Below are 20,332 nucleotides of genomic sequence, written 5' to 3' on the forward strand. Positions count from 1 at the left end.
GTTAGCGGCTTGTTTGCCGTGGACTCGATACTCGGATTCAGCGTCCCTTTTGACGCACGGCCGTGTTGGCCGACTCGTGCAAGGCTTTCGAACATCATGCTCAGCGACGACGAGATCCAGTTGATGGAGGCCATCGGGGCCAGCGGCAGCCTGACGCGCGCCGCGGCCAGCCTGGGCAAGGCGCCGTCGACCGTGTCGTACACGCTGCGCCAGATCGAGACCCGCTTCGACGCCCTGCTCTTCGACCGTCGCCGCTACCGGCTGCAGCTCACGCCCGCCGGCGCCCTGCTGGTGCGCGAGGCCACGCGGCTGCGCGACGACATGCAGCGCCTGACGCGGCGCGTCACGCAGGTGGCCAAGGGTTGGGAGGACCGGCTGTTGATCGTCACCGACGAGCTGATCGCCTTCGAGAGCCTGATGCCGGTCATCCAGGACTTTGATGCGCTGGCTTCGGGCGTGAGCCTGCGCATCACGCACGAGGTGCTGGGAGGCACCTGGGAGGCGCTGGCCGAGGGCCGAGCCGACCTCGTCATCGGCGCGACGAACGAGCCGCCCACGCTGGCCGGTGTGCAGTGGCGTGAGCTGGGCGTGCTGAGCTGGGTCTACGCGGTGTCGCCGCGCCATCCGCTGGCCAAGGTCAAGGGGCCGCTGACGGCCGAGCAGATGCAGGCCCACCGCGCCATCGTCGTGGCCGACAGCTCACGCCGTGGCGATGGCCGAGCCTATGGTCACGGCGCCGGCCAGGCCACGCTGGCCGTGCCGAGCATGACGGCCAAGATTGCCGCCCAACGCGCCGGGCTGGGCGTGGGCTGGCTGCCGGAGGTGCGTGTGACCTCGCTGCTCAAGCGCGGAGAACTGGTGGCCAAGCAGGCCAGCGTGCCGCGCGAACCCAACACGCTTTACCTGGGCTGGCGCGCCGGCGATGGCCGGGCGCTAGCCTGGTGGCTGGAAAAGCTCGGCGAGCCGCGGCTGTGCGCGCGGCTCGTCAATGGCGTGGACGGCTACGCCTGATCAGGCCGCTCAGGCGGGCAATGCCTTGCGGAAGCCGATGGCGAAGCGGTTCCAGGCATTGATGGTCGTGATCGCCAGTGTCAGGTTGACCATCTCGGCCTCGTTGAACTCGGCCGTGGCGGCGGCGTAGTCGGCGTCGCTGGCGTGGCCCTGGGTGATCAGCGTGATCGCCTCGGTCCAGGCCAGGGCGGCGCGCTCGCGCGGCGTGAACAGCGTCGTCTCGCGCCAGGCCGGCAGCACGTGCAGGCGGCGCTCGCTCTCACCGGCCTCGCGGGCGTCGCGGCTGTGCATGTCCAGGCAGAAGGCGCAGCCATTGATCTGCGAGGTGCGCATCTTCACCAGCTCGATGAGGCTGGCCTCCAGGCCCAGCTTGGCGATGCTGCCTTCCAGCGTCAGCATGGCCTTGAGGGCGGCGGGGGAGGCGGTGTAGAAGTCAATGCGGGGGGTGGTCATGAGATGCTCCAGCGGGTGGGGTTGGGGTGAACGAATGTTGAATCCCGGGCGCCGCGCCAAGCAGTCCAATCCCGACCAAATCGAGCAGGCCACCGGATGGATCTCCACATCGTCATCGACCGCGACCAGCCGCTGGGCGAGCAGTTGCTGCGCCAGCTGCGCAGCCTGATCCGCAGCGGCCGGCTGGCCACCGGTGCCCAGCTGCCACCCACACGGCTGCTGGCCGAGCAACTGGGCCTGGCGCGTCAGACCGTGGCCGAGGCCTATGAGCGGCTGACGCTGGAGCAGCTCATCGAGGCGCGGCGCGGGCGCGGCAGCTTTGTGCGCGCGCTACCGGCGGCCGAGGCCGAACGGCCCGTGGCAACCACCGCGCGCCTCGCCAGCGCCGAACGCATCGCCGCCTTCCAGGCCCTGCCGGTGCCGCTGCTGCGCTTTGCCGACAACCCGCTGGCGCGCTGGGATTTCATCGGCGGCTCGCCCGAGCCCGCCCTCTTCCCGCACGAGGACTGGCGCCGCCACCTGCACGCGGCCCAGCGCCAGCTCGGCCAGGGCGGCGCGCATGCCCCGCCGGCCGGGCTGGCCGCGCTGCGCGAATCGATTGCCGAACACCTGGCCTATGCCCGCGGCGTGCGCTGCTCGGCGGCGGACGTCATCGTCACCCAGGGTGCGCAACAAGCCTTTGACCTGCTCATCCGCGTGCTGGTCGGGCCCGGCGATGTGGCGGCCATCGAGTCGCCCGGCTACCCGCCCATCACCGGGCTGCTGCAGGCCCAGGGCGCGCGCATCGCCCCCGTGCCGGTGGACGAACAGGGGCTGGTGACCGACGCGCTGCCGCCCGACGCCAAGCTCGTCTACACGACGCCGGCCCATCAGTTCCCGCTCGGCGTGGCGATGAGCATGGAACGACGGCGTGCGCTGCTGGCCTGGGCGGCGCGCACGGGCGCCGTCGTCATCGAGGACGACTACGACAGCGAGTTCCGCTTCGAGGGCCAACCGCGCGACAGCCTGCAGGGGCTGGACACGGACGGCCGCGTGGCCTTCGTCGGCAGCTTCTCCAAGACGCTGGCGCCGTCGCTGCGGCTGGGCTATGTCATCGCACCGCCGGCCTTGCGCGACGCGCTGCTGCACGCCAAGCACCTGGCCGACGTGCACGGCCCCAGCCTGCTGCAGAACGTGCTGGCCCGCTTCATGGCCGAAGGCAACTACCGCAAGCATCTGCGCCGCTGCGTGGCCGAGTATGCGCAGCGGCGCGAGCGGCTGATGGCGGGCTTTGCCGGGCCGCTGGCGCCATGGCTGACGCTGCTGCCCGCGGAGGCTGGCTTCCACCAGGCGGCGCTGTTCAAGCCGGGCGTTGCCATCGACGCACCGCAGCTCGCGGCGCTGGCCCGGCGCGTGGACGTGGGGCTGTATCCGCTGCAGGCGTTTGCGGCCGGGCGGGACGGCTTGCTGATGGGCTTTGGGCGCGTCACGCCCGATGGCATAGCCGAGGCACTGGGCCGCGTCGCCGAGCTGCTGACCTAGGCGGCCGGCAGTGTCAGACGCGCGATGCAGCCCGTGGGTGCCGCCGGCAGCAACTCGGCGCTGCCGCCGTGGCGCTCTGCAATCTCACGGGCTATGGCCAGTCCCAGGCCGCAGCCCTCGCCATGGGCCGAGCCGCGCACGAAACGCTCGAAGGCGCGCCCGCGCAGCTCGGGCGTGAGGCCGGGGCCGTTGTCCTCGACGTCCAGCCACACGTCGTCACCCGCGCGGCGCAGYTTGACGGTGATGGCCGCGCCACGGCCGGCATAGCGCACCGCGTTGTCAATCAGGTTGACCAGGGCCTCGCGCAGCAGCAGCTCAACGCCCTGCACGCTCAGGCCCGCGTTGACGATGTCCACACCCAGGTCGCAGCCGGCGGCCAGAGCACGCGGCACCCATTCGGCCGTGACCTCGTGTACCAGGCGGTCGCAGTCCACCGCCGCCCAGCCCTGGGTCGCCACGGCCTCGGGCTCGGCGCGGGCCAGCACCAGCAGCTGTGACACCAGCCGCGCGCCACGCACGGCGCTCTCGTGCACGCGCTCCAGTCGCTGGCGCAGGGCCGGATCGGTGTTGGCCTCCAGCGCCAACTCGGTCTGGCTCTTCAGCCCCGCCAGCGGCGTGCGCAGTTGGTGGGCGGCGTCGCTGATGAAGCGGCGCTGCGTGGCCAGGCTCTGCTGCACCTGGCCTAGCAGCTCGTTGACGGCGCCGGCCAGCGCGCTGACCTCGGGCGGCGCGGCGCGCAGCTGCACAGGGTCGAGCGCGTCGGCGCGCCGGCCTTCCACCTGCTGCTGCAGCTCGGCCAGCGGCTTCAGGCCCTTGCGGATGCCGGCCCAGACCACCATGCTCATCAATGCGATCAGCAGGGACAGCGGCAGGGCCGTGTCCAGCAGCATGCGCTGCGCCAGCAGCTCGCGCGGCGCGCTGGAGCGGGCGATCTGCACGCGCAGCGTCGAATCCGCCGTGCCGGCCGCGCCCAGATGCAGGTCCAGCGACACGACGCGCATGCGCTCAGGCACGGTGGCGTCGAAGAACACCGGCTCGTTCAGCGCTGGCGAGCCTGGTGGCGGCGGCAGGCGTGCGTCGCCCAGCAGCAGCTGGCCCGGCGGCGAACTGACCATGTACATGACGCGGTCGTCGGGGTCGGCAGCAAGGATGTCCTGGGCCGAGCGCGGCAGGTCGACAAAGAGGCCGCTGGCCGTGGGCCGGATCTGGCGCGCCAGCGCCCGGGCGGCCTGCAAGAGGCTGCTGTCGACCAGCTCGTCGGCATGCCTGCTGGCCAGGCGATAGGCGCCGAAAGCCGCCACCAGCCACAGCACGATCTGCGGCAGCAGCAGCCACAACAGCAGTTGCCGGTGCAGCGAGCGGCCGGCCGGTGAGTTCACGATGACGCGGTGGCTTCGAGCAGATAACCCAGGCCGCGCACCGTGCGCACGGCCAGGCCCGAGCCTTCAAGCTTCTTGCGCAGGCGGTGGATATAGACCTCGATGGAACCACCTTCATCGGCGCCCCAGGCCTCGACGATCTGCGCCTTGGTGACGACGCGGTCGCGCTCGGTCAGCAGCAGGTCCAGCAGCGACCATTCGCGCGGGCTCAGCTCCAGCGGCTCGCCGCCGACGCTGGCGCGGCGCGCGGCGCGGTCCAGGCTCAGGCGGCGCAGCTGCTGGGTCTGCGAGGCCGGGCGGCCACGGCGCAGCAGCGCGTGCAGGCGCGCCTCCAGCTCGGGGAAGTCGAAGGGCTTGGTCAGGTAGTCGTCGGCACCGGCCTGCAGGCCGGCGACGCGGTGCTCCAGCGCGTCCAGCGCCGTCAGCACGAGGATGGGCAGGGTGCGGCCGGCCTCGCGAACGCGCTTGAGCACGGTCAGGCCGTCCACCATGGGCAGGCCGAGGTCGAGGATGGCGATGTCGAAGTCCTGCTTGCGCAACAGGTACTCGGCCACGGCGCCGTTCTCGGCCCATTCAACCTTGAATGAGGCGTTAAGCAACTGCTGCTGTAACGCGTCAGCCAGCAGGGCGTCGTCTTCGGCGAGCAGCAGGTTCATGGTTGGCAGACTTTAATGGCGTCGGCGCTAGTGGTTAATACGATATTAAGTTTATTAATTCTCGGTAATGATGCCGTGATGCTCCGCGCCTGCGTCCTTCTTGTCACGTCCCTGTTTGCCGCCGTGGCCCAGGCCGGGACGCCGACGGACGTCGTCCATTGGTGGATCTCGCCCGGCGAGACGGCCGCCAAGCAGGCCTTGGCCGAGGCCTACCGCGCGGCCGGCGGCCAGTGGCGCGAGCTGGCGGTGACGGCGTCGGAGCAGGCGCGCGCGGTCGTGCAGGAGCGCGTCGCCGCCGGCAACCCGCCGATGGCGGCGCAGTTCAACCCGTCCCTCGCCCTCGTGCGGCTGGCGCGCGAAGGCCGGTTGCAAGCCATCGACGACGTGGCCGCCCAGGGCCGCTGGGCCGAGGTGCTGCCTGCCGTGCTGCTGGACGCCGTGAAGGTGGACGGTCATGTCTACGCCGCCCCCGTCAGCATCCACATGCCGGTGTGGCTGTGGAGCTCCAAGGCGGCGCTGGCCAAAGCCGGCGTGAAGGCCGAGCCGCGCAGCATGGACGAGCTCTTCGCCACGCTGGACAAGCTGCAAGCCGCCGGGCTGATCCCGCTGGCCCACGGCGGGCAGTCCTGGCAGGACCTCAACCTCTTCATCGCGCTGCTGGCCAACCAGGGCGGACGCGACCTGTATCTGGCCGTGCTGCGTGACCGCGATGCCGCGGCCGTGCAGGGCGAGGCGCTGCGCCAGGTGCTGCTGAGCTACAAGAAGCTGCGCCGTTATGTGGACCCGGCCTCGCCCGGGCGCAGCTGGGCTGACACGACGGCCCTGCTCGTCAGCGGCCGCGCGGGGCTGCAGTTCATGGGCGACTGGGCCAAGGGCGAATTCGCCCAGGCCGGCCAGCAACCGGGCCGCGACTATGGCTGCACGCCGGGCTTAAGCCCGCGCTCGACCTACATCGTCAGCGGCGACGTGCTGGTCTTTCCCAAGGACAGGGACGGCAGCGCCCGGCCAGCCCAGGCCCTGCTAGCCCGCGTCGCCACTGCGCCCGCCACCCAACTCGCCTTCAGCGCCCGCAAGGGCTCGGTACCGGTGCGCACCGACCTCGACACCCGCACGCTGGACGTCTGCGCCCAGGCCGGCGCCGCGGCGCTGCGCGATGCCGGCCGGCTGGTCGGCAACACGGAATTGCTGCTCGCGCCGGCGCAGCTGACGGCGCTCGAACGCGCGGTCAGCGACTATTGGAACCGCGACATCCCCGTGCAGACGGTGCAACAGACCCTCGCCAGGGTCTTGCAGAACACAGACGACAACGACAACCGGAGACGACCTTGACCCGCGTACACATCCAGGACCTCAGCATCCGCTTCGGCAACCATGAGGTCATCAAGGGGCTGGACCTTGACGTCAACAGCGGCGAGTTCCTCGTGCTGCTGGGGCCCTCGGGCTGCGGCAAGTCGACGCTGCTGCACACCATCGCGGGGCTGAACCAGGTCAGCGGCGGCAGCATCCAGATCGGCGAGCAGGACATGACCCGCGCCGAGCCCAGCCAGCGCGGCGTGGGCATGGTGTTCCAGAGCTATGCGCTGTACCCGACGATGACCGTGAAGGAGAACCTCGCCTTCCCGCTGAAGATGGCCAAGACACCCAAGGCCGAGCTGGAAAAGCGCGTCGCCGCCGCGGCCGACATGCTGCAGCTGACACCGCTGCTGGAGCGCCGGCCCGGCCAGCTGTCCGGCGGCCAGCGCCAGCGCGTCGCCATCGGCCGCGCGGTGGTGCGCGAGGCCAAGGTGCTGCTGCTGGACGAGCCCCTGTCCAACCTCGATGCCAAGCTGCGCACCGACCTGCGCCGCGAGCTCAAGCTGCTGCACAGCCGCCTGGGCAACACCATGATCTATGTGACCCACGACCAGGTCGAGGCGATGACGCTGGCCACACGCATCGTCGTCATGCACCAGGGCGTCATCCAGCAGATCGGCACACCGGCCGAGGTCTACGAGAGGCCGAACAACCTGCGAGTGGCGGGCTTCGTCGGCTCGCCGGCCATCAACCGCGTCGAGGGCCAGGTCGGCGAAGGCGGCGTGTTCGCGTCCCCCGCCTTCAGCGTGCCGCTGGCCGCCGTGCTCGCGGCGCGCCCGCAAGGCGAGGTGCTGACGCTGGCCATCCGGCCGGAGAACGTTCGCGTCGGCGCCGGCGAGTCCTTCGAGGCCGAGGTCCAGCTTGTCGAGCCGCTCGGCAACCAGCATGTCGTCTGGCTGAGCTGTGCCGGCTCGACCATCTCCGCCGTGTTGCCGGGTCAACCGGAAGTGCAGGAAGGCGCCAAGGTGCGCTTTGGCTTCGATGCGGGCAAGACGATGTGGTTCGACGCGGCCGGAGACCGCATCGAAGTGTGAGTACTCAACGCGCCGGGATCGAGAACCGATAGTCCAGCCCCAACGCCAGGTTGTCGGCCTTGAACTGCCCGCCGCCGGCGCTGCGGGCTTCGACGCGGCCGATGCTGAAGTTCAGGGCCAGGCGTTCATCCAGCAGCCAGCGCACACCCGCATTGGCCTTGACCGCCTTGCCGTGCACATTGGCGCCGGCCAGCACCTGGGCATAGCCCTGCAGGCGCTCCCCCGGCCCTGCCAGCGTCTGCACGCCCACGCCGCCGAGGATCTCGGCATAGCCGGGGTAGCCCAGATAGGCGTTGTAGGCCGCCGAGGCCTGCAGCGGCAGATACCAGCGCTGGCCGACGGGGACGTCGAGCTGCAGGCCCAGCATCTGCACTGAGGGGCGGTCGGTGTCCCGGTAGCTCAGGTGCAGGTCCGTCTGGTGCAGCACCGACAGGCGCAGGCCCTGCCAACGGGCCGGGCCGGGTGCTTCGGCGCTGCGGCCGGAACGCAAGTGGTGCGTCAGGCTCAGGCCCCAGGTCTGGTTGCGCGAGCTGCCTTTGGGTGCCGTCATGTATCCGACAGAGAGCGCCAGACCCAGGTCGCGCGTCAGCGAATACTCGGCGGCCAGCTTGGGATAGACCAGCAGGCCCGAACTGGTGTCAATCACATCCGACGAATAACCGCCCGAGCCCAGGCCCAGCTGCCCGTACAGCGTGATGTCGGGTGCGACGCGCCAGCGCTGGCCCACCCCGCCCAGCAACTGGTTGTACAGCGGCAGGCCGCTGTAGCCCATGCCCAGGGCGGCGAACCAATAGCTGTCGGCGGCGAAGAAATGCGCGTACTGCAGGTCGGCCAGCCGCACCGTGTTCCTGTTCGACCCCTGGGGATCCTGCTGCCGGTAGTTGTCCAGGGACAGCGTCAACATGTTCTCGCCCATCTCCGCGCCAGCACGGTGGTCGTCCACGGCCGGCAAGGGCTGGCCGTGGCCGGAGAACGGCCCAGTGAGGTAGCTGAAGGGCACCTCCAGCAGCAGGCTGGCCTGGGTACCGTCGATGATGGCCTGGCGGAACTTCAGGCGCGAGACCGTGGCGCCCAGCGTGAACTCGCCGAAGTCATAGCCGAGGCCCGCATAGCCCTTGGCAAAGCCGCCGCTGCCCGACAGCAGCTTGCTGTGCTCGACGCTGCGCCCGCCGCCGCCGCCGCCGGCCGACAGGCCCGCCATCGCGAATACCGGCCCGGCCAACGGGCGCCTGAAGTGCAGGCCCAGGTCCGCGGCCACGAAGCCGCCATAGGCACCCCTGACAAGCGGCGCATAGAAGCCGCCACCCACATAGACGCCGTCGAGCAGCTTGCGGTAGGCGTGAAAGCCCAGCAGGTCGATGGACTGGTCGCCCGGCACCTTGACGGTCTGGTATTCGAGGGTCAGCAGGGCCTCGTTGCGGCGCAGCCCGGTGGGCTCGGGCAGTTGGGCAGCGGCGCCTCCTGCGCACAGGCACAGGGTTAGGCAGAGCTTCGGGATGGGGCGGAGGTGGAACGGCGTGCAGGGCATGCGGTGGATCGGCGTCTGGACCGGTCGCAGTGTCGCCGCAGGCGACGGTGCGAGCGCGGCGTCAGGGCAAGGCGCGTCTTTCGTACTCCTCGGCGATCCTTTTCGCCGCGCGTGAGCGAATCTGTTCCAGCTCGCCGCTGGCCGCCATGCCGCGCAGGGTTTCCTCGACCCGCGGCAGCAACTCCGCATGCCGCACATGCAGGAAGTGGTAGAGCGGGATGTGCTGCAGCGGCGGATCGAGCGGGTGCACTTCGCCTTGCAGCCCCAGCTGTTGAAGGATGAGCATGCCGCTCAGGCGGTCGTTGACGGCCACATCGATGCGCTCCGCGGCGACCATGCGCATGAGGGCTTCCATCGAAGGGACTGCCGTCACGCGGGCCATGCCCTGGGTTCCCGCCTCGGAGGAGCCCACGCCGCGCACGATGCCGACCTGGTAGGCCGCAATGGAGGGCCAGCCCTGGATCTTGAAATCGAGTTTCTTCACGAAGGCGGCCGGCTCGATGTAGTTGATCGAGGGCCGGACCGCCAGCAACGTCGGGTACTGCGCCTCGACGTTCAGGATGCGCTGGACCTCGCCATCAAGACGCCCCTCGCTGGACTCGAGCAGCGAGCGCAGGGCCGGCACGGCGACGAACTGCAGGTCGATGCCCAGCCGCGCATAGGCGACTTTGAGGATTTCGCTGCCTATGCGCTGATCGGGTACGCCATCCAGCCTGGCCAGCCGCAGCGTGGAGGGCAGCGCGCCCGCGGCGCCGGCATCCAACGCCATCGCAGCCAGGACGGTGCAAAGCATGCGCAGCGGCAGGCGGATGGCGACCACGGTTCCTCCTGGGGCGGCTGTTTCGCCGTGGCCGCCTGCGCAATGCGGCGGACGACCGGCACGATCGAAAAGCCGCCGCCATGCTACGCATCTTTGCAGCGCCCTGGCGCAAGAAACAGTTCGTCAGCGCCCAGGCGGCCGCTTCACTGCGACGGTGCCGAGGCCGCCTGCTCGGGCAGGGGCACCGCCCAGGCAAACCCTTCGACGCCCCGGGCGAAGGCGTCGGACAGCTCCTTGTAAGGGCTGTCCGGCGGCGCCTTCAACAGCACGATGAGGCGATAGCCCTCTTTCACGGCCACGTAGCTGACGGCCCGCAGGCCGTTGGGCAGCTTGCCCTCGTAGCGTCCGCCTTCCACGCCGCCCACCGCCACCGGCTTGGCGGCGTCGCGGCTCAGCTTCTTGTCGAAGGGGTTGCCGATCTTGACCGCGCCATCCAGCGGGTCGTAGGGCTTGGCCGGATCGGGCTCGGCATAGTTCCACAAGACGATGAAGACGGCCTTGGGATCGTCGGTGCGCGAATAGACCGCCAGCCCCGTGGGCCTGCCGGCCTTGTCGGGCTTCTCCTCGCGATTGACCACTGACACGCCCTCGGGAGCGTTGAAGCTGCCGAAGGAGGTTTTCACTTCGACGGCATGGGCGACAGCCGTAGCGCAGAGCAGGCCGCCGGTCAGGGTCAGGGTCAGGACGCAAAGCAGACGACGCATGGTCAGTTCTCCTTGTAGATCCTGACCCAGTCCACCTTCATTTGTGCCGGCAGCGGCGTCGTGGCGTCCGGCGCGCCAGGCCAGTCGCCGCCGACGGCAAGGTTGAGGATGACGAAGAAGGGCTTCTCGAACACCCAGGTGCCGCCAGCGGGCAGCAGCGCGGGCGTGAGGCGGTGATAGTCGACGCCGTCGACCTGCCAGACGATCTCGTTGGGCCGCTTGATGATCGTGTAGGTGTGGAAGTCATCCGCGACCGGCTTGCCGAAGTCGTAGGGCTTGCCAATGCCCTGGGCGCCCGAGTAGCCGGGGCCATGCAGAGTGCCGTAGGTGGTGTTTGGCGTCTTGCCGATGAATTCCATGATGTCGATCTCGCCGGACTTCGGCCAGCCGGCCGTCGCGAGGTCGGTGCCCAGCGCCCAGAAGGCCGGCCAGATGCCTTGGCCGGACGGCAGCTTCATGCGCGCCTCGACCTTGCCGTAGGTGAAGCCGACCTTGCCATTGGTGTGGATGCGCGCCGACGTGTAGTCACAGGGCTTGGCGTTCCAGCAGGGGCCGGCGTTGCTGGCCTTCTCGGCCGTGATGACGAGCATGCCGCTGCCGTCCATCTGCGCGTTGCGGGCGTTGGACGTGTAGTACTGAAACTCGTGGTTGCCCCAGCCGCTGTTCTCGGCGTTGCCGATGTCGTAGTTCCAGTTGGCGGCCTTGGGCACGGTGCCGGCGGCAGCGTCGAACTCGTCGCTCCAGACCAGGGTCCAGCTGTTGGATGGCGCGGGGGCCGGTGCGGGAGCGGGCGCGGGGGCCGGCGCAGCGGTGGCCGAACCGCCACCACCGCCGCAGGCTGTCAGCACGAAGGCGATGGCCGGCAGCACATGGCGCCAGGGGCTGGGAGCGGGAGTGATGTGTTTCATGTTTGTCTCCATAGTTGTCGTGTCAGGCGTCGTGCCTTCCCAAGGGCGCCGCGGAACTGGCTTTGCCAGGCCGCTGGCGACGCCCCCTCGAGGGGGCCGGCGCAGCCGGTAGGGGGTGGGCCTATCCCCGCCAATCGCGCAGGAAGTCGCGGTACCACTCGGCGCTGGCCTTGGGCGTGCGGGCTTGCGTCTCGTAGTCGACGTGCACGATACCGAAGCGCTTCAGGTAACCGCTGGCCCATTCGAAGTTGTCCATCAGGCTCCAGACCATGTAGCCGGCCATGGGCACGCCCTTCTGCATGGCGCTGGCCACGGCCGCGATGTGGTCGTGCAGGTAGGCGATGCGGTCGTCGTCCTGCACGCGGCCGTTGACGACGGTCTGGTCCTTGAAGGCGCCGCCGTTCTCGGTGACGTAGACGGGCGGCAGGCCGGGGTAGTCGCGGTGCAGCAGCACGAGCAGGTCGGTCAGGCCGTCGGCATAGATCTCCCAGCCCATGTCCGACACCGGCAGGCCGCGCTCCTCGGGCTTCCAGTCCGCGCCGCTCGCCGACACGACGGTGCGGGTGTAGTAGTTGACGCCAAGGTAGTCCATCGGCTGGGCGATCGCGGCCATGTCGCCGGCATGCACGACAGGCGCGTCTCCACCCAGCTCGGCCATCACCTCCTCGGGATAGCTGCCCTTGAACAGCGGGTCGGCATACCAGCGGCGGCTGCGGGCGTCGGCCATGGCCGCGGCGGCGACGTCCTCGGGCATGGCGGTGGCCGGCACGGTGGACGACAGGTTGAGCACGATGCCGAGCTGGCTCCTGGCGCCGTCGGCCCGCAGCGCCTGCAGGGCCAGGCCGTGGCTGAGCAGCAGGTGGTGGCAGACCTGGATGGCTGTTCTGCGGCTCTTGATGCCGGGCGCGAAGTTGCCCTGCTCATTGCCCAGCACGGCGACGACCCAGGGCTCGTTGTGCGTGGTGATGCCGTCGACGCGGTCGCCGATGCGGGCCTGCACATGGCGGGCGTAGTCGACGAAGCGGTGCACCGTATCGCGGTCGTTCCAGCCGCCGCGGTCCTGCAGGCCCTGCGGCAGGTCCCAGTGGTTCAGCGTCGCGAAGGCCTGGATGCCGCGTCGTTTAAGGCCATCCACCAAACGCTCGTAGAAGTCCAGGCCCTTGGGGTTGAAGTCGCCGTAGCCCTTGGCCTGCACGCGCGGCCAGGCGATGGAGAAGCGGTAGCAGTTGACGCCCAGCGACGCGATCAGGTCGAGGTCGTCGTCGAGGCGGTTGAAGTGGTCGCAGGCCACGTCGCCGTTGCTGGCGTCGGCGATCGCGCCGGGCTGCCTGCAGAAGCGGTCCCAGATGGACTCGCCCTTGCCATCCGCGTGGGCGGCGCCTTCGATCTGGAAGCTGCTGGTGGCGACGCCCCAGACGAAGTTGGGCGGAAATTGCTGGTGCAGAGGGCGGTGCAGAGGATTCATGGACTGTTCTTATTTGACGGCGCCCGCCGTGAGGCCGGCGATGAGCTGGCGCGACGAGATGACGAAGAGGACGAGCAGGGGCAACGTCGCGATGGCCGAGCCGGCCATAAGGGCGCCCCATTCGGTGCTCGTGGTGCTGAAAAGGCTGCGCAGGGCCAGCGGCAGCGTGTAGTTCTCGGCCGTGCGCATGACGATCAGCGGGTTCATGAAGTTGTTCCATGAACTGATGAAGGTGATGAGGCCGAGCGTGCCGAGCGCCGGCTTCATCAGCGGCAGCGCGATGCGCCAATAGATGCCCACCTCGCTGCAGCCGTCGATGCGCGCGGCGTTGATCAGCTCGTGCGGCACCGTGGACGCGGCGAACTGGCGCATCAGGAAGATGCCGAAGGCGCTGGCCGCTCCCGGCAGGTACAGGGCCCGGTGCGTGTCTATCCAGCCCAGCGTGTCCATGACCATGAAGGTCGGGATCATGTTCATGAAGGCCGGCACCATCATGGTTCCCATGACGAGGGCGAACAGAGCCTTCTTGAAACGGAACTCCAGCATCGCGAAGGCATAGCCGGCCATCGAGCAGAACAGCAGCGTCAGCGCCGTGGACATCAGGCCGACGTAGAGGCTCCAGCCGACGTTCTTCCAGAACGGCAGGCGCGTCGTCAACACGGCGATGTTGTTGAGCAGCTCGGTGCTGAAGAACAGCGGCGGCGGTACGTTGAAGATGTCGGTGCGCGACTGGGTCGCGAACACGAACATGAAATAGAACGGCGCCAGCATGATCAGCGCACCAGCGCCGACAACCGCGTAGGCCGCGTACTTCGGAACCCTCTTCATGCCTGCACCCGCCTGTCCGCAAAGGCCTTGTTGGTCAGCCAGGTCAGCAGCGCGATGACGCCGAACATGATCCAGGCCAGCGCACTGGCGCCGCCAAAATCGCTGAAGTCGAAGGCCTCGCGATAGAGGTACATGGCCACCGTCATGGCCTGCTGGTCGGCACCACCCTTGCCATTGGTCAGGATGAAGGGCTCCTCGAACAGCTGCAGCCCGCCGATCAGGGACAGGGTGACGCCGAACAGGATCATGGGCTTGAGGCTGGGCAGGGTGATGCGCCAGAACTGCTGCCAGGCGTTGGCGCCGTCGAGCTTGGCGGCCTGGTAGAGGTCGTTCGGGATGGTCTGCAGCGCGGCGAGATACAGCACCAGGTTGAAGCCGACGTAGCGCCAGAACACGACGAGGGCGATGGCTGGCTTGATGGCCTCGGGGGAGCGCATCCAGTTGATGTTCTCCATGCCGAACATCGCTTGCAGGGCCTGGTTGATCAGCCCGTAGTCGTTCGAGAACAGCGAACCGAACAGCATCGCGATGGCGACCGTGGATGTGATGTAGGGCAGAAAGTAGGCACCCGAGAACAGGCCACGCCAGCGCCCGAAGGCCTGGTGCAGGAAGACGGCCAGCGGCAACGCCACAAGATGCTGCGGCGCGCCGGAGGCGAAGGCCAGCCACAACGTGTTGCGCAGCGCCTTCCAGAACCAGCCGTCGGTCAACGCGAAGATGAAGTTGTCGAGGCCGACAAACTTCATCGAGTCGATGCCGCTGGTCGGCTCCCAGGACTGGAAGGCCAGCCAGGCCGAGAACAGCAGCGGGAACAGGCCGAACACGGCGAACAGGATCAGGAAGGGGCTGACCAGGAGGTAGGGCGTCCAGGAGGCAGGGATGCGCATGAGGTCAGCGCTCCGCGAGCTGTCGGAGGTTGATGCCGATGGCCATGCCGGGACGTCGCCCCGGCGGGCGACCTTCTTTCTGAGCGACCAGAAAGAAGGCAAAGAGTCGCCCCCGAACCGCCCGGCCCTTAGCTTCGCAGCGGGCTGCCCTGCGTGCCTTGCCGCTTGCAAGCGGCAAGTCCTTCGTCAGGCGTCGCACAGCACGCAGGTGCTGTGCTCGGTCCTGCCTCAGTGCGTCGGACTTCAAGCCCGCGCGCCGAACTCGCGCCGCTACGCTCTGCTCAAACAAGCGTCGCGAGTCAGTTCTTGAGGTTCGCTGCGCGAACGGGCTTGAAGTCCTGCGCTCCTCGGCGGCCTCAAAGGGGGTGTGATTGAACAGCCCAGTGGCAGCCCGATTTCGGGTTTGGCTGTTGTGGCTGTTCGGGGCCTCCCCTTCTAAACCGCCGAGAAGCGCAGGAGCCCGAGGCGCGAGCGCAGCTCGCATCAACTTCTGACTTCGCGCCCCTTTGTTTGAACGGAGCGTAGCGAAGTGAGTTGGGCGCGGCCCCGGGCTTCGAGCATCGCAGGGGACCCCGACAGGGGCGGTTTCGCAGGGGAGAGCTTTTTGCCTACTTTTTGGCGGCGCAAAAAGTAGGTCGGCCGCCGGGACGAAATCCCGGCTGGGCTTGGCCAAAACACCCCGGTTCGAACGAGCAACCATCACCGATTCGCCCTGTGCACCAACAGCGCCTGAGCATCCTCCAATGCCTGGTGGATGGGCTTGCCGTACTCGAGCACGTTGTCGAGCTCGGCGTTGATGACCTCGTCGGCGAACTTGTGCTGCTTGTGCATCTTGACGACGGGGATGCGCCGCGCGGCGTCGCGCCACAGCAGGCGTGCGTGCTGGCCGCCCAGGAAGGGTACCGGCTGGTCGAAAAAGGCGTCCTGCTGCGCATCCAGCAGGGCCGGGAAGGCGTCTTGCGACTTGAAGGCCTCGAGCTGGCGCTGGCGGTCCAGCGTCAGCTCCTGGATCAGTTGCCAGGCGAGCTGCTTGCGCTCGGGCGCCGAGCGGCGCGGGATGGCGTAATAGGTGCCGCCGTAGGAGCAGTAGGTGTTCTCCGGCAGCTGGGCGACGCGCCATTTGCCGGCCGTGCCCGGCGCCACCCAGTTGGCCATCTGGCCGGCCATCCAGCCGCCCGACAGCTCGGTGGCCAGGCGGCCGCGCTTGAGCATCTCGGCCCAGTCGTTGAACCAGACCTCGACGCGCGCGTCCAGCTTCTGGCGGCGCACCTTCTGCGCCAGTTCGAAGGCTCGCACGAAGCGCGGCGACGTGATCTGCGCCCGGCCGTGATTGTCGAAGAACTGGCCCTCGCCCGGCGGCGTGCCGCCGCGCACGATGATGTCCTTGAGCAGGCGCACGTCGCCGATCAGGTAGGCGCCGGTCTTGGCCTTGAGCTGCATGCCGGCGTCGACATAAGCCTCCCAGGACTGCGTCAGGTCGGTTTCCTTCAGCCCGGCCTGGGCCAACAGGTCGGTGCGGTAGAACAGGGAGCCCGGGCCGATGTCGGTCGGCAGCGCCACGATGGCACCCTCGCGGTTGCGCGCCGTCTCGATGGCGAAGGACACGAAGCGGTCCTTGAAGCGCTCGGCGCCAAAGGCCGGCGCCGACAAATCCTCCAGCCCCGTGCCCAGCGAGAAGCGACCGAGGTAGCTCGTCTCCAGCGCGATGACGTCGGGCAAGTGGCCGGAGGTCGATAGCGCTGTCGTCATCGCCGTGTGGTGGTCGTCGTACTGGCGGCTGATGACCTCCGTGCGGATCTCGGGGTGACGTTGGTTCCAGCCCTTGAGCACATCCTTGGCGATGACGTCGACCAGCGGGAAGGCGGCCACGGTCAGTGGCGACTGCTCCTTGGCGTGGCTCAGGCCGGCAGCGCCGCCAAGGGCGGCCGCGAGCAGGTGGCGACGGGGGAAGGAATGGGAGCCGGACATAGTTTGAAAGCGCTTTCAAGATTGTGCTTCTAGCGGGTGCGACGCCCCAGCAGCACAAACCCTAGGGCCACTTCAGACGAAGGCTTCCAACCCGCGACAGCAACGTTTTGTCACCCGAACTCCGGGTTTCCACCGGTGACGCCGAAATCACTGGTGGCAAAGTGGTATTCAAGAGGTGGTAGCAGTCGCAAACTGGATGCATACCAGTTAGAACCAGCTCCAAAGAGCCCGCACGGAGAGGCAGGCCAGCCGCCGGAGAGCCCCGTTGGGACTCTCCTTTTCAACGAGACCTTGGCACAACAGGAACGTCTCTCATGAAGCAGCCCTCTACCGGCATCCCGATGCAGCAACTGCGTCGCCTTGCCGCCATCACCGCCACCGCCTTCGCACTCGGCGCCAGCGCCACCGCGGCCCTGGCCCAGACCTATCCCGCCTGGGCCCCCGACGTCTACTACACGGCCGGCACCGTCGTGACCTACCAGGGCCACAACTACCGCGCCTTGGTCAATCAGACCGACTATTCCTCCACCGGCTGGAACCCGACCAATACCTCGCTGTGGACGGACCTCGGCCCCGCCTCCGGCCCGGCGCCGTCGCCTGCGCCCACGCCCGCCCCGACACCTGCGCCGACACCCGCTCCCACGCCGGCCCCGTCGCCCGCCCCCAGCCCCGCGCCAGCACCCACCGGCACCTGCGCGCCGGTTTGGTCCAGCAGCACGGCCTACAGCGGCGGCGCCATCGCCAGCAAGGGCACGACCAACTACAAGGCCAACTGGTGGACCCAGGGCAATGACCCGGCCACCAACAACGGCCCGACCGGCAGCGGCCAACCCTGGACGTCGCAAGGCGCCTGCACGACCGGCCCAGCGCCTAGCCCGAGCCCGTCGCCGAGTCCCTCGCCTTCGCCGTCCCCGAGCCCCTCGCCCAGCCCGGCCCCCTCGCCTGCCCCGGCGCCCGGCCTGAGCGACCCGAACGCCAAGTCCGCCACCCAGAACGGCCGCGCCTACACCGTCTACTACCCGAGCTGGAGCGACAACTGGTTCGATGCCACTGGCATGACGATGAACCAGGTCTTCGTGGCCAGCAACTTCGCGCGCATCCCGGCCAACTACACCCATGTGGTGGCGGCCTTCGCCCAGCCCAACTTCTCGTGGGGCGGCATGGCGGCCAACAACTGGTCGGGTACCGGCATCAACTTCAACGGCCGGCCCTCGGACATCAAGGCCGCCATCGATGTCCTGCACGCCCGCAACATCAAGGTCATCCTGGCCGTGGGCGGCGCGACGTACAACAGCTGGGGCACCTTGTCGGCTGAAGGCCATGCGGGCAGCGGCCCGACCATCACGGCCCTGTCCAACCTGATGAAGGACGTCGGCTTCGACGGCCTGGACGTGGACTACGAGGTCGACGGCATCACCACCGACGCCTACGCCGGTGCGGTGAAGGCCATGCGCAAGGCGGTGGACCTGGCCGGCGGCGGCCGCATCCTGACGGTGGCCGCCTGGTCGTCCGGCTCGGACTGCACCGCTTCCACAGGCAGCGACGCGCAGTGCAACGGCGTGGGCACCAGCTATTGGGGCGGCAAGGCCGGCGGCGAGCGCCTGCTCGTCAACGCCTACCCGGCGCTGAAGACGGCGTTCAACATCGTCAACATCATGACCTACGACGCCCGCTTCGAGCACTTCGACGGCGTCACCGCCTGGAAGCAGTACCGCCAGCTGTTCCCGGCCAGCACCATCGTGTCCATCGGCTTCGAGACGGCACCCGAAGGCTGGTCTGGCGCGCAGCTGGTGGTCAACAACGCCGACGCGCAGTGCACGGGCTCCGTCATCCTGCAGAACAGCTATGGCGTCAACATCAACCAGGCCTATTCGGTGGAGCGCTATCTGAACGCGGTGACGACCAGCACGCTGGCCAACAAGAACCCGCGTGACGGCGCCATGCTGTGGCAGGCCCTGAAGACGGCGAGCGGCAGCTGCGGCAGCGCGGCCCTGGCCTCGCCGGGCTCCATCGGCAAGAAGGCCGCCGGCCTGCTCAATCTCGTCGACGACCCGGCGCTGCAGAACGCGCCCTGGAAGTAAGCAGCTCCCCTGAGCTGAATCGCCGCCGCACCGGTCTGCCGGGCGGCGGCCTTTTCCATCCCCTTCGGAGACTTTCCATGATCTCGCGCCCACCTTTGCCGCGCGCGGCCACGCCCTGGCTGCTCGCTGGTGCCCTGCTGCTGAGCAACCCCGCCTTTGCCCAGACCTACCCGGCCTGGCAGGCCGACACCTATTACACGGCCGGCACGGTCGTGGCCTACAACGGCCGCATCTACAAGGCCAACGTCAACCAGACCGACTACGCATCCACCGGCTGGAACCCGACCAATGCCTCGCTGTGGACGGACATCGGCCCGGCCTCGGGCCCAGCGCCCTCACCGGCACCCACGCCGGCGCCAACACCCGCACCCGCACCCGCACCAGCACCGGCCGGCACCTGGAGCGCCAGCACCGCCTATTCGGCCGGCGCCGTCGTGTCCTATCAGGGCGTGAACTACAAGGCCAACTGGTGGACCCAGGGCGACAACCCATCCACGCACAACGGCCCGGCCGGCTCCGGCCAGCCCTGGACCATCGTCAGCGGCACACCGGCGCCCTCACCTGCGCCAACACCCGCACCGGCCCCGGCGCCTACTCCCGCGCCAACACCGGCTCCCACGCCTGCGCCGACCCCAGCGCCCACACCGGCACCTTCGCCCACGCCCGCACCGCCACCCGGCAAGCACCAGCTCATCGGCTACTGGCACAACTTCACCAACCCGTCGGGGCCGACCTTCCCGATCAGCGATGTGCCGGCGGCCTATGACGTCATCGTCGTGGCCTTTGCCGATGACGGCGGCAACGGCAGCATCACTTTCAACCTCGACTCGGGTTCGGGTGGTGAAGCGCGCTTCATCGCCGACGTCGCCGCGGCCCGCGCCAAGGGCAAGAGGGTTGTCCTGTCCTTCGGCGGCCAGAACGGCACGGTGACGCTGAACAACGCGACCCAGGTGACGAACTTCGTCAACAGCGTCGAGGCCATCCTGCGCAAATACGGCTTCGACGGCATCGACATCGACCTGGAAAGTGGCGCCGGCGTCACGTCGGGCGCGCCGGTGATCACCAACCTCGTCACCGCCGTAAAGCAGCTGAAGGCCCGCATCGGCAGCAGCTTCTATCTGTCGATGGCACCGGAGCACCCGTATGTGCAGGGCGGCTATGTCGCCAACAGCGGCATCTGGGGCGCCTACCTGCCCATCATCGACGGCCTGCGCGACGAACTCTCGGTGCTGCATGTCCAGTACTACAACAACGGCGCCGTCTACACGCCCTATGCGACGCAGGGACTCGCCGAGGGCAGCACCGACATGCTGGTGGCCGCCAGCCGCATGCTGATCGAGGGCTTCACGACCAACAACGGCAGCGGGCCGTATGTGTTCCGCGGCATCCGGCCGGACCAGGTCGCCTTCGGCCTGCCCTCGGGGCCCTCGTCGGCCAACAGCGGCCAGGCCAGCCTCGCCACCATCACGGCGGCGCTGAACTGCCTGACCAAGCTGACGCAATGCGGCGCCATCAAGCCGCCGGTGGCCTACCCGACCTTGAAGGGCGTCATGACCTGGTCCATCAACTGGGACAAGAAGGATGGGCAATCCTTCTCCAACGGCGTGCGCAATGCGCTGAACGCCTTGCCTTGATCCGTTGACCCAGCGCCCGCGGCAGTCGCTGCGGGCGCTTTTCCCGCTTTTCCATCGCCGCACGGCAGAGCATGTCCGGGGATTCCCGTCCCTGAGTTCGGC

General features: G+C 68.6%; 17 protein-coding genes. 6 read left to right on the top strand and 11 right to left on the bottom strand.

The features are described 5' to 3' along the window. The first annotated feature begins 96 nt into the window (after positions 1–96). Positions 97–1,011 (top strand): LysR family transcriptional regulator, encoded by a 915-nt coding sequence (locus tag ACXJKJ_RS12955; protein WP_457390380.1) that lies wholly within the window; start codon positions 97–99, stop codon positions 1,009–1,011. Between the two features lie 9 nt (positions 1,012–1,020). Here ACXJKJ_RS12955 and ACXJKJ_RS12960 read toward each other — a convergent pair whose 3' ends face one another. Then, positions 1,021–1,464, bottom strand: coding sequence for a carboxymuconolactone decarboxylase family protein (locus tag ACXJKJ_RS12960; protein WP_457390381.1), 444 nt, complete (start codon positions 1,462–1,464; stop codon positions 1,021–1,023). 96 nt (positions 1,465–1,560) lie between these two features. Between ACXJKJ_RS12960 and pdxR the strand changes: the two genes are divergently transcribed. Then, positions 1,561–2,985 carry a MocR-like pyridoxine biosynthesis transcription factor PdxR gene (gene pdxR / locus ACXJKJ_RS12965; protein WP_457390382.1) on the top strand — a complete coding sequence of 475 codons (1,425 nt, stop codon included), beginning with the start codon at positions 1,561–1,563 and terminating at the stop codon, positions 2,983–2,985. Here the strand turns inward: pdxR and ACXJKJ_RS12970 are convergent. Together ACXJKJ_RS12970 and ACXJKJ_RS12975 are read right to left on the bottom strand one after the other, a co-directional pair. Continuing rightward, positions 2,982–4,364 carry a sensor histidine kinase gene (locus ACXJKJ_RS12970; protein ID WP_457390383.1) on the bottom strand — a complete coding sequence of 461 codons (1,383 nt, stop codon included), beginning with the start codon at positions 4,362–4,364 and terminating at the stop codon, positions 2,982–2,984. The two genes, pdxR and ACXJKJ_RS12970, sit on opposite strands and share 4 nt — an antisense overlap. Next, positions 4,361–5,020: a response regulator transcription factor gene (locus tag ACXJKJ_RS12975; protein WP_056193638.1), complete on the bottom strand. Its 660-nt coding sequence runs from the start codon at positions 5,018–5,020 to the stop codon at positions 4,361–4,363. Before ACXJKJ_RS12975 ends, ACXJKJ_RS12970 begins: the two co-directional genes overlap by 4 nt. A gap of 78 nt (positions 5,021–5,098) precedes the next feature. On the opposite strand from ACXJKJ_RS12975, the gene ACXJKJ_RS12980 reads away from it, so the two are divergent. Both ACXJKJ_RS12980 and ACXJKJ_RS12985 read left to right on the top strand, forming a co-directional pair. Next, positions 5,099–6,349, top strand: coding sequence for an ABC transporter substrate-binding protein (locus tag ACXJKJ_RS12980; RefSeq protein WP_457390384.1), 1,251 nt, complete (start codon positions 5,099–5,101; stop codon positions 6,347–6,349). Continuing rightward, on the top strand, positions 6,346–7,407 hold the full coding sequence (locus tag ACXJKJ_RS12985) for an ABC transporter ATP-binding protein (protein WP_457390385.1): 1,062 nt from the start codon (positions 6,346–6,348) through the stop codon (positions 7,405–7,407). The genes ACXJKJ_RS12980 and ACXJKJ_RS12985 overlap by 4 nt, the downstream gene beginning before the upstream one ends. 4 nt (positions 7,408–7,411) lie before the next feature. Here the strand turns inward: ACXJKJ_RS12985 and ACXJKJ_RS12990 are convergent, their stop codons facing one another. The 8 genes from ACXJKJ_RS12990 to ACXJKJ_RS13025 all read right to left on the bottom strand — a co-directional run bounded on the left by ACXJKJ_RS12990 (position 7,412) and on the right by ACXJKJ_RS13025 (position 16,515). Then, entirely contained in the window at positions 7,412–8,935 is a 1,524-nt protein-coding gene (locus ACXJKJ_RS12990; protein ID WP_457390386.1) for a hypothetical protein, read from the bottom strand. A gap of 61 nt (positions 8,936–8,996) precedes the next feature. After that, positions 8,997–9,755 carry a substrate-binding periplasmic protein gene (locus ACXJKJ_RS12995; RefSeq protein ID WP_457390387.1) on the bottom strand — a complete coding sequence of 253 codons (759 nt, stop codon included), beginning with the start codon at positions 9,753–9,755 and terminating at the stop codon, positions 8,997–8,999. Between the two features lie 143 nt (positions 9,756–9,898). Further along, on the bottom strand, positions 9,899–10,459 hold the full coding sequence (locus ACXJKJ_RS13000; protein ID WP_457390388.1) for a hypothetical protein: 561 nt from the start codon (positions 10,457–10,459) through the stop codon (positions 9,899–9,901). A gap of 2 nt (positions 10,460–10,461) precedes the next feature. Beyond that, a complete protein-coding gene (locus tag ACXJKJ_RS13005) occupies positions 10,462–11,367 on the bottom strand; it encodes a glycoside hydrolase family 16 protein (protein WP_457390389.1) in 906 nt (301 codons plus the stop codon). Positions 11,368–11,488: 121 nt separating this feature from the next. Continuing rightward, positions 11,489–12,832: a GH1 family beta-glucosidase gene (locus ACXJKJ_RS13010; RefSeq protein WP_457390390.1), complete on the bottom strand. Its 1,344-nt coding sequence runs from the start codon at positions 12,830–12,832 to the stop codon at positions 11,489–11,491. 9 nt (positions 12,833–12,841) lie between these two features. Continuing rightward, entirely contained in the window at positions 12,842–13,660 is an 819-nt protein-coding gene (locus tag ACXJKJ_RS13015; RefSeq protein ID WP_457321293.1) for a carbohydrate ABC transporter permease, read from the bottom strand. Continuing rightward, a complete protein-coding gene (locus tag ACXJKJ_RS13020; RefSeq protein WP_457390391.1) occupies positions 13,657–14,547 on the bottom strand; it encodes a carbohydrate ABC transporter permease in 891 nt (296 codons plus the stop codon). Before ACXJKJ_RS13020 ends, ACXJKJ_RS13015 begins: the two co-directional genes overlap by 4 nt. 699 nt (positions 14,548–15,246) lie before the next feature. Beyond that, on the bottom strand, positions 15,247–16,515 hold the full coding sequence (locus ACXJKJ_RS13025) for an ABC transporter substrate-binding protein (RefSeq protein WP_457390392.1): 1,269 nt from the start codon (positions 16,513–16,515) through the stop codon (positions 15,247–15,249). Between the two features lie 314 nt (positions 16,516–16,829). Between ACXJKJ_RS13025 and ACXJKJ_RS13030 the strand changes: the two genes are divergently transcribed. Next, entirely contained in the window at positions 16,830–18,596 is a 1,767-nt protein-coding gene (locus ACXJKJ_RS13030; RefSeq protein WP_457390393.1) for a glycosyl hydrolase family 18 protein, read from the top strand. A gap of 77 nt (positions 18,597–18,673) precedes the next feature. Further along, complete coding sequence (locus ACXJKJ_RS13035; protein ID WP_457390394.1) at positions 18,674–20,230, top strand: chitinase; 1,557 nt, start codon at positions 18,674–18,676, stop codon at positions 20,228–20,230. Positions 20,231–20,332 lie beyond the last annotated feature (102 nt).

Source organism: Roseateles sp. P5_E1 (assembly GCF_054049335.1).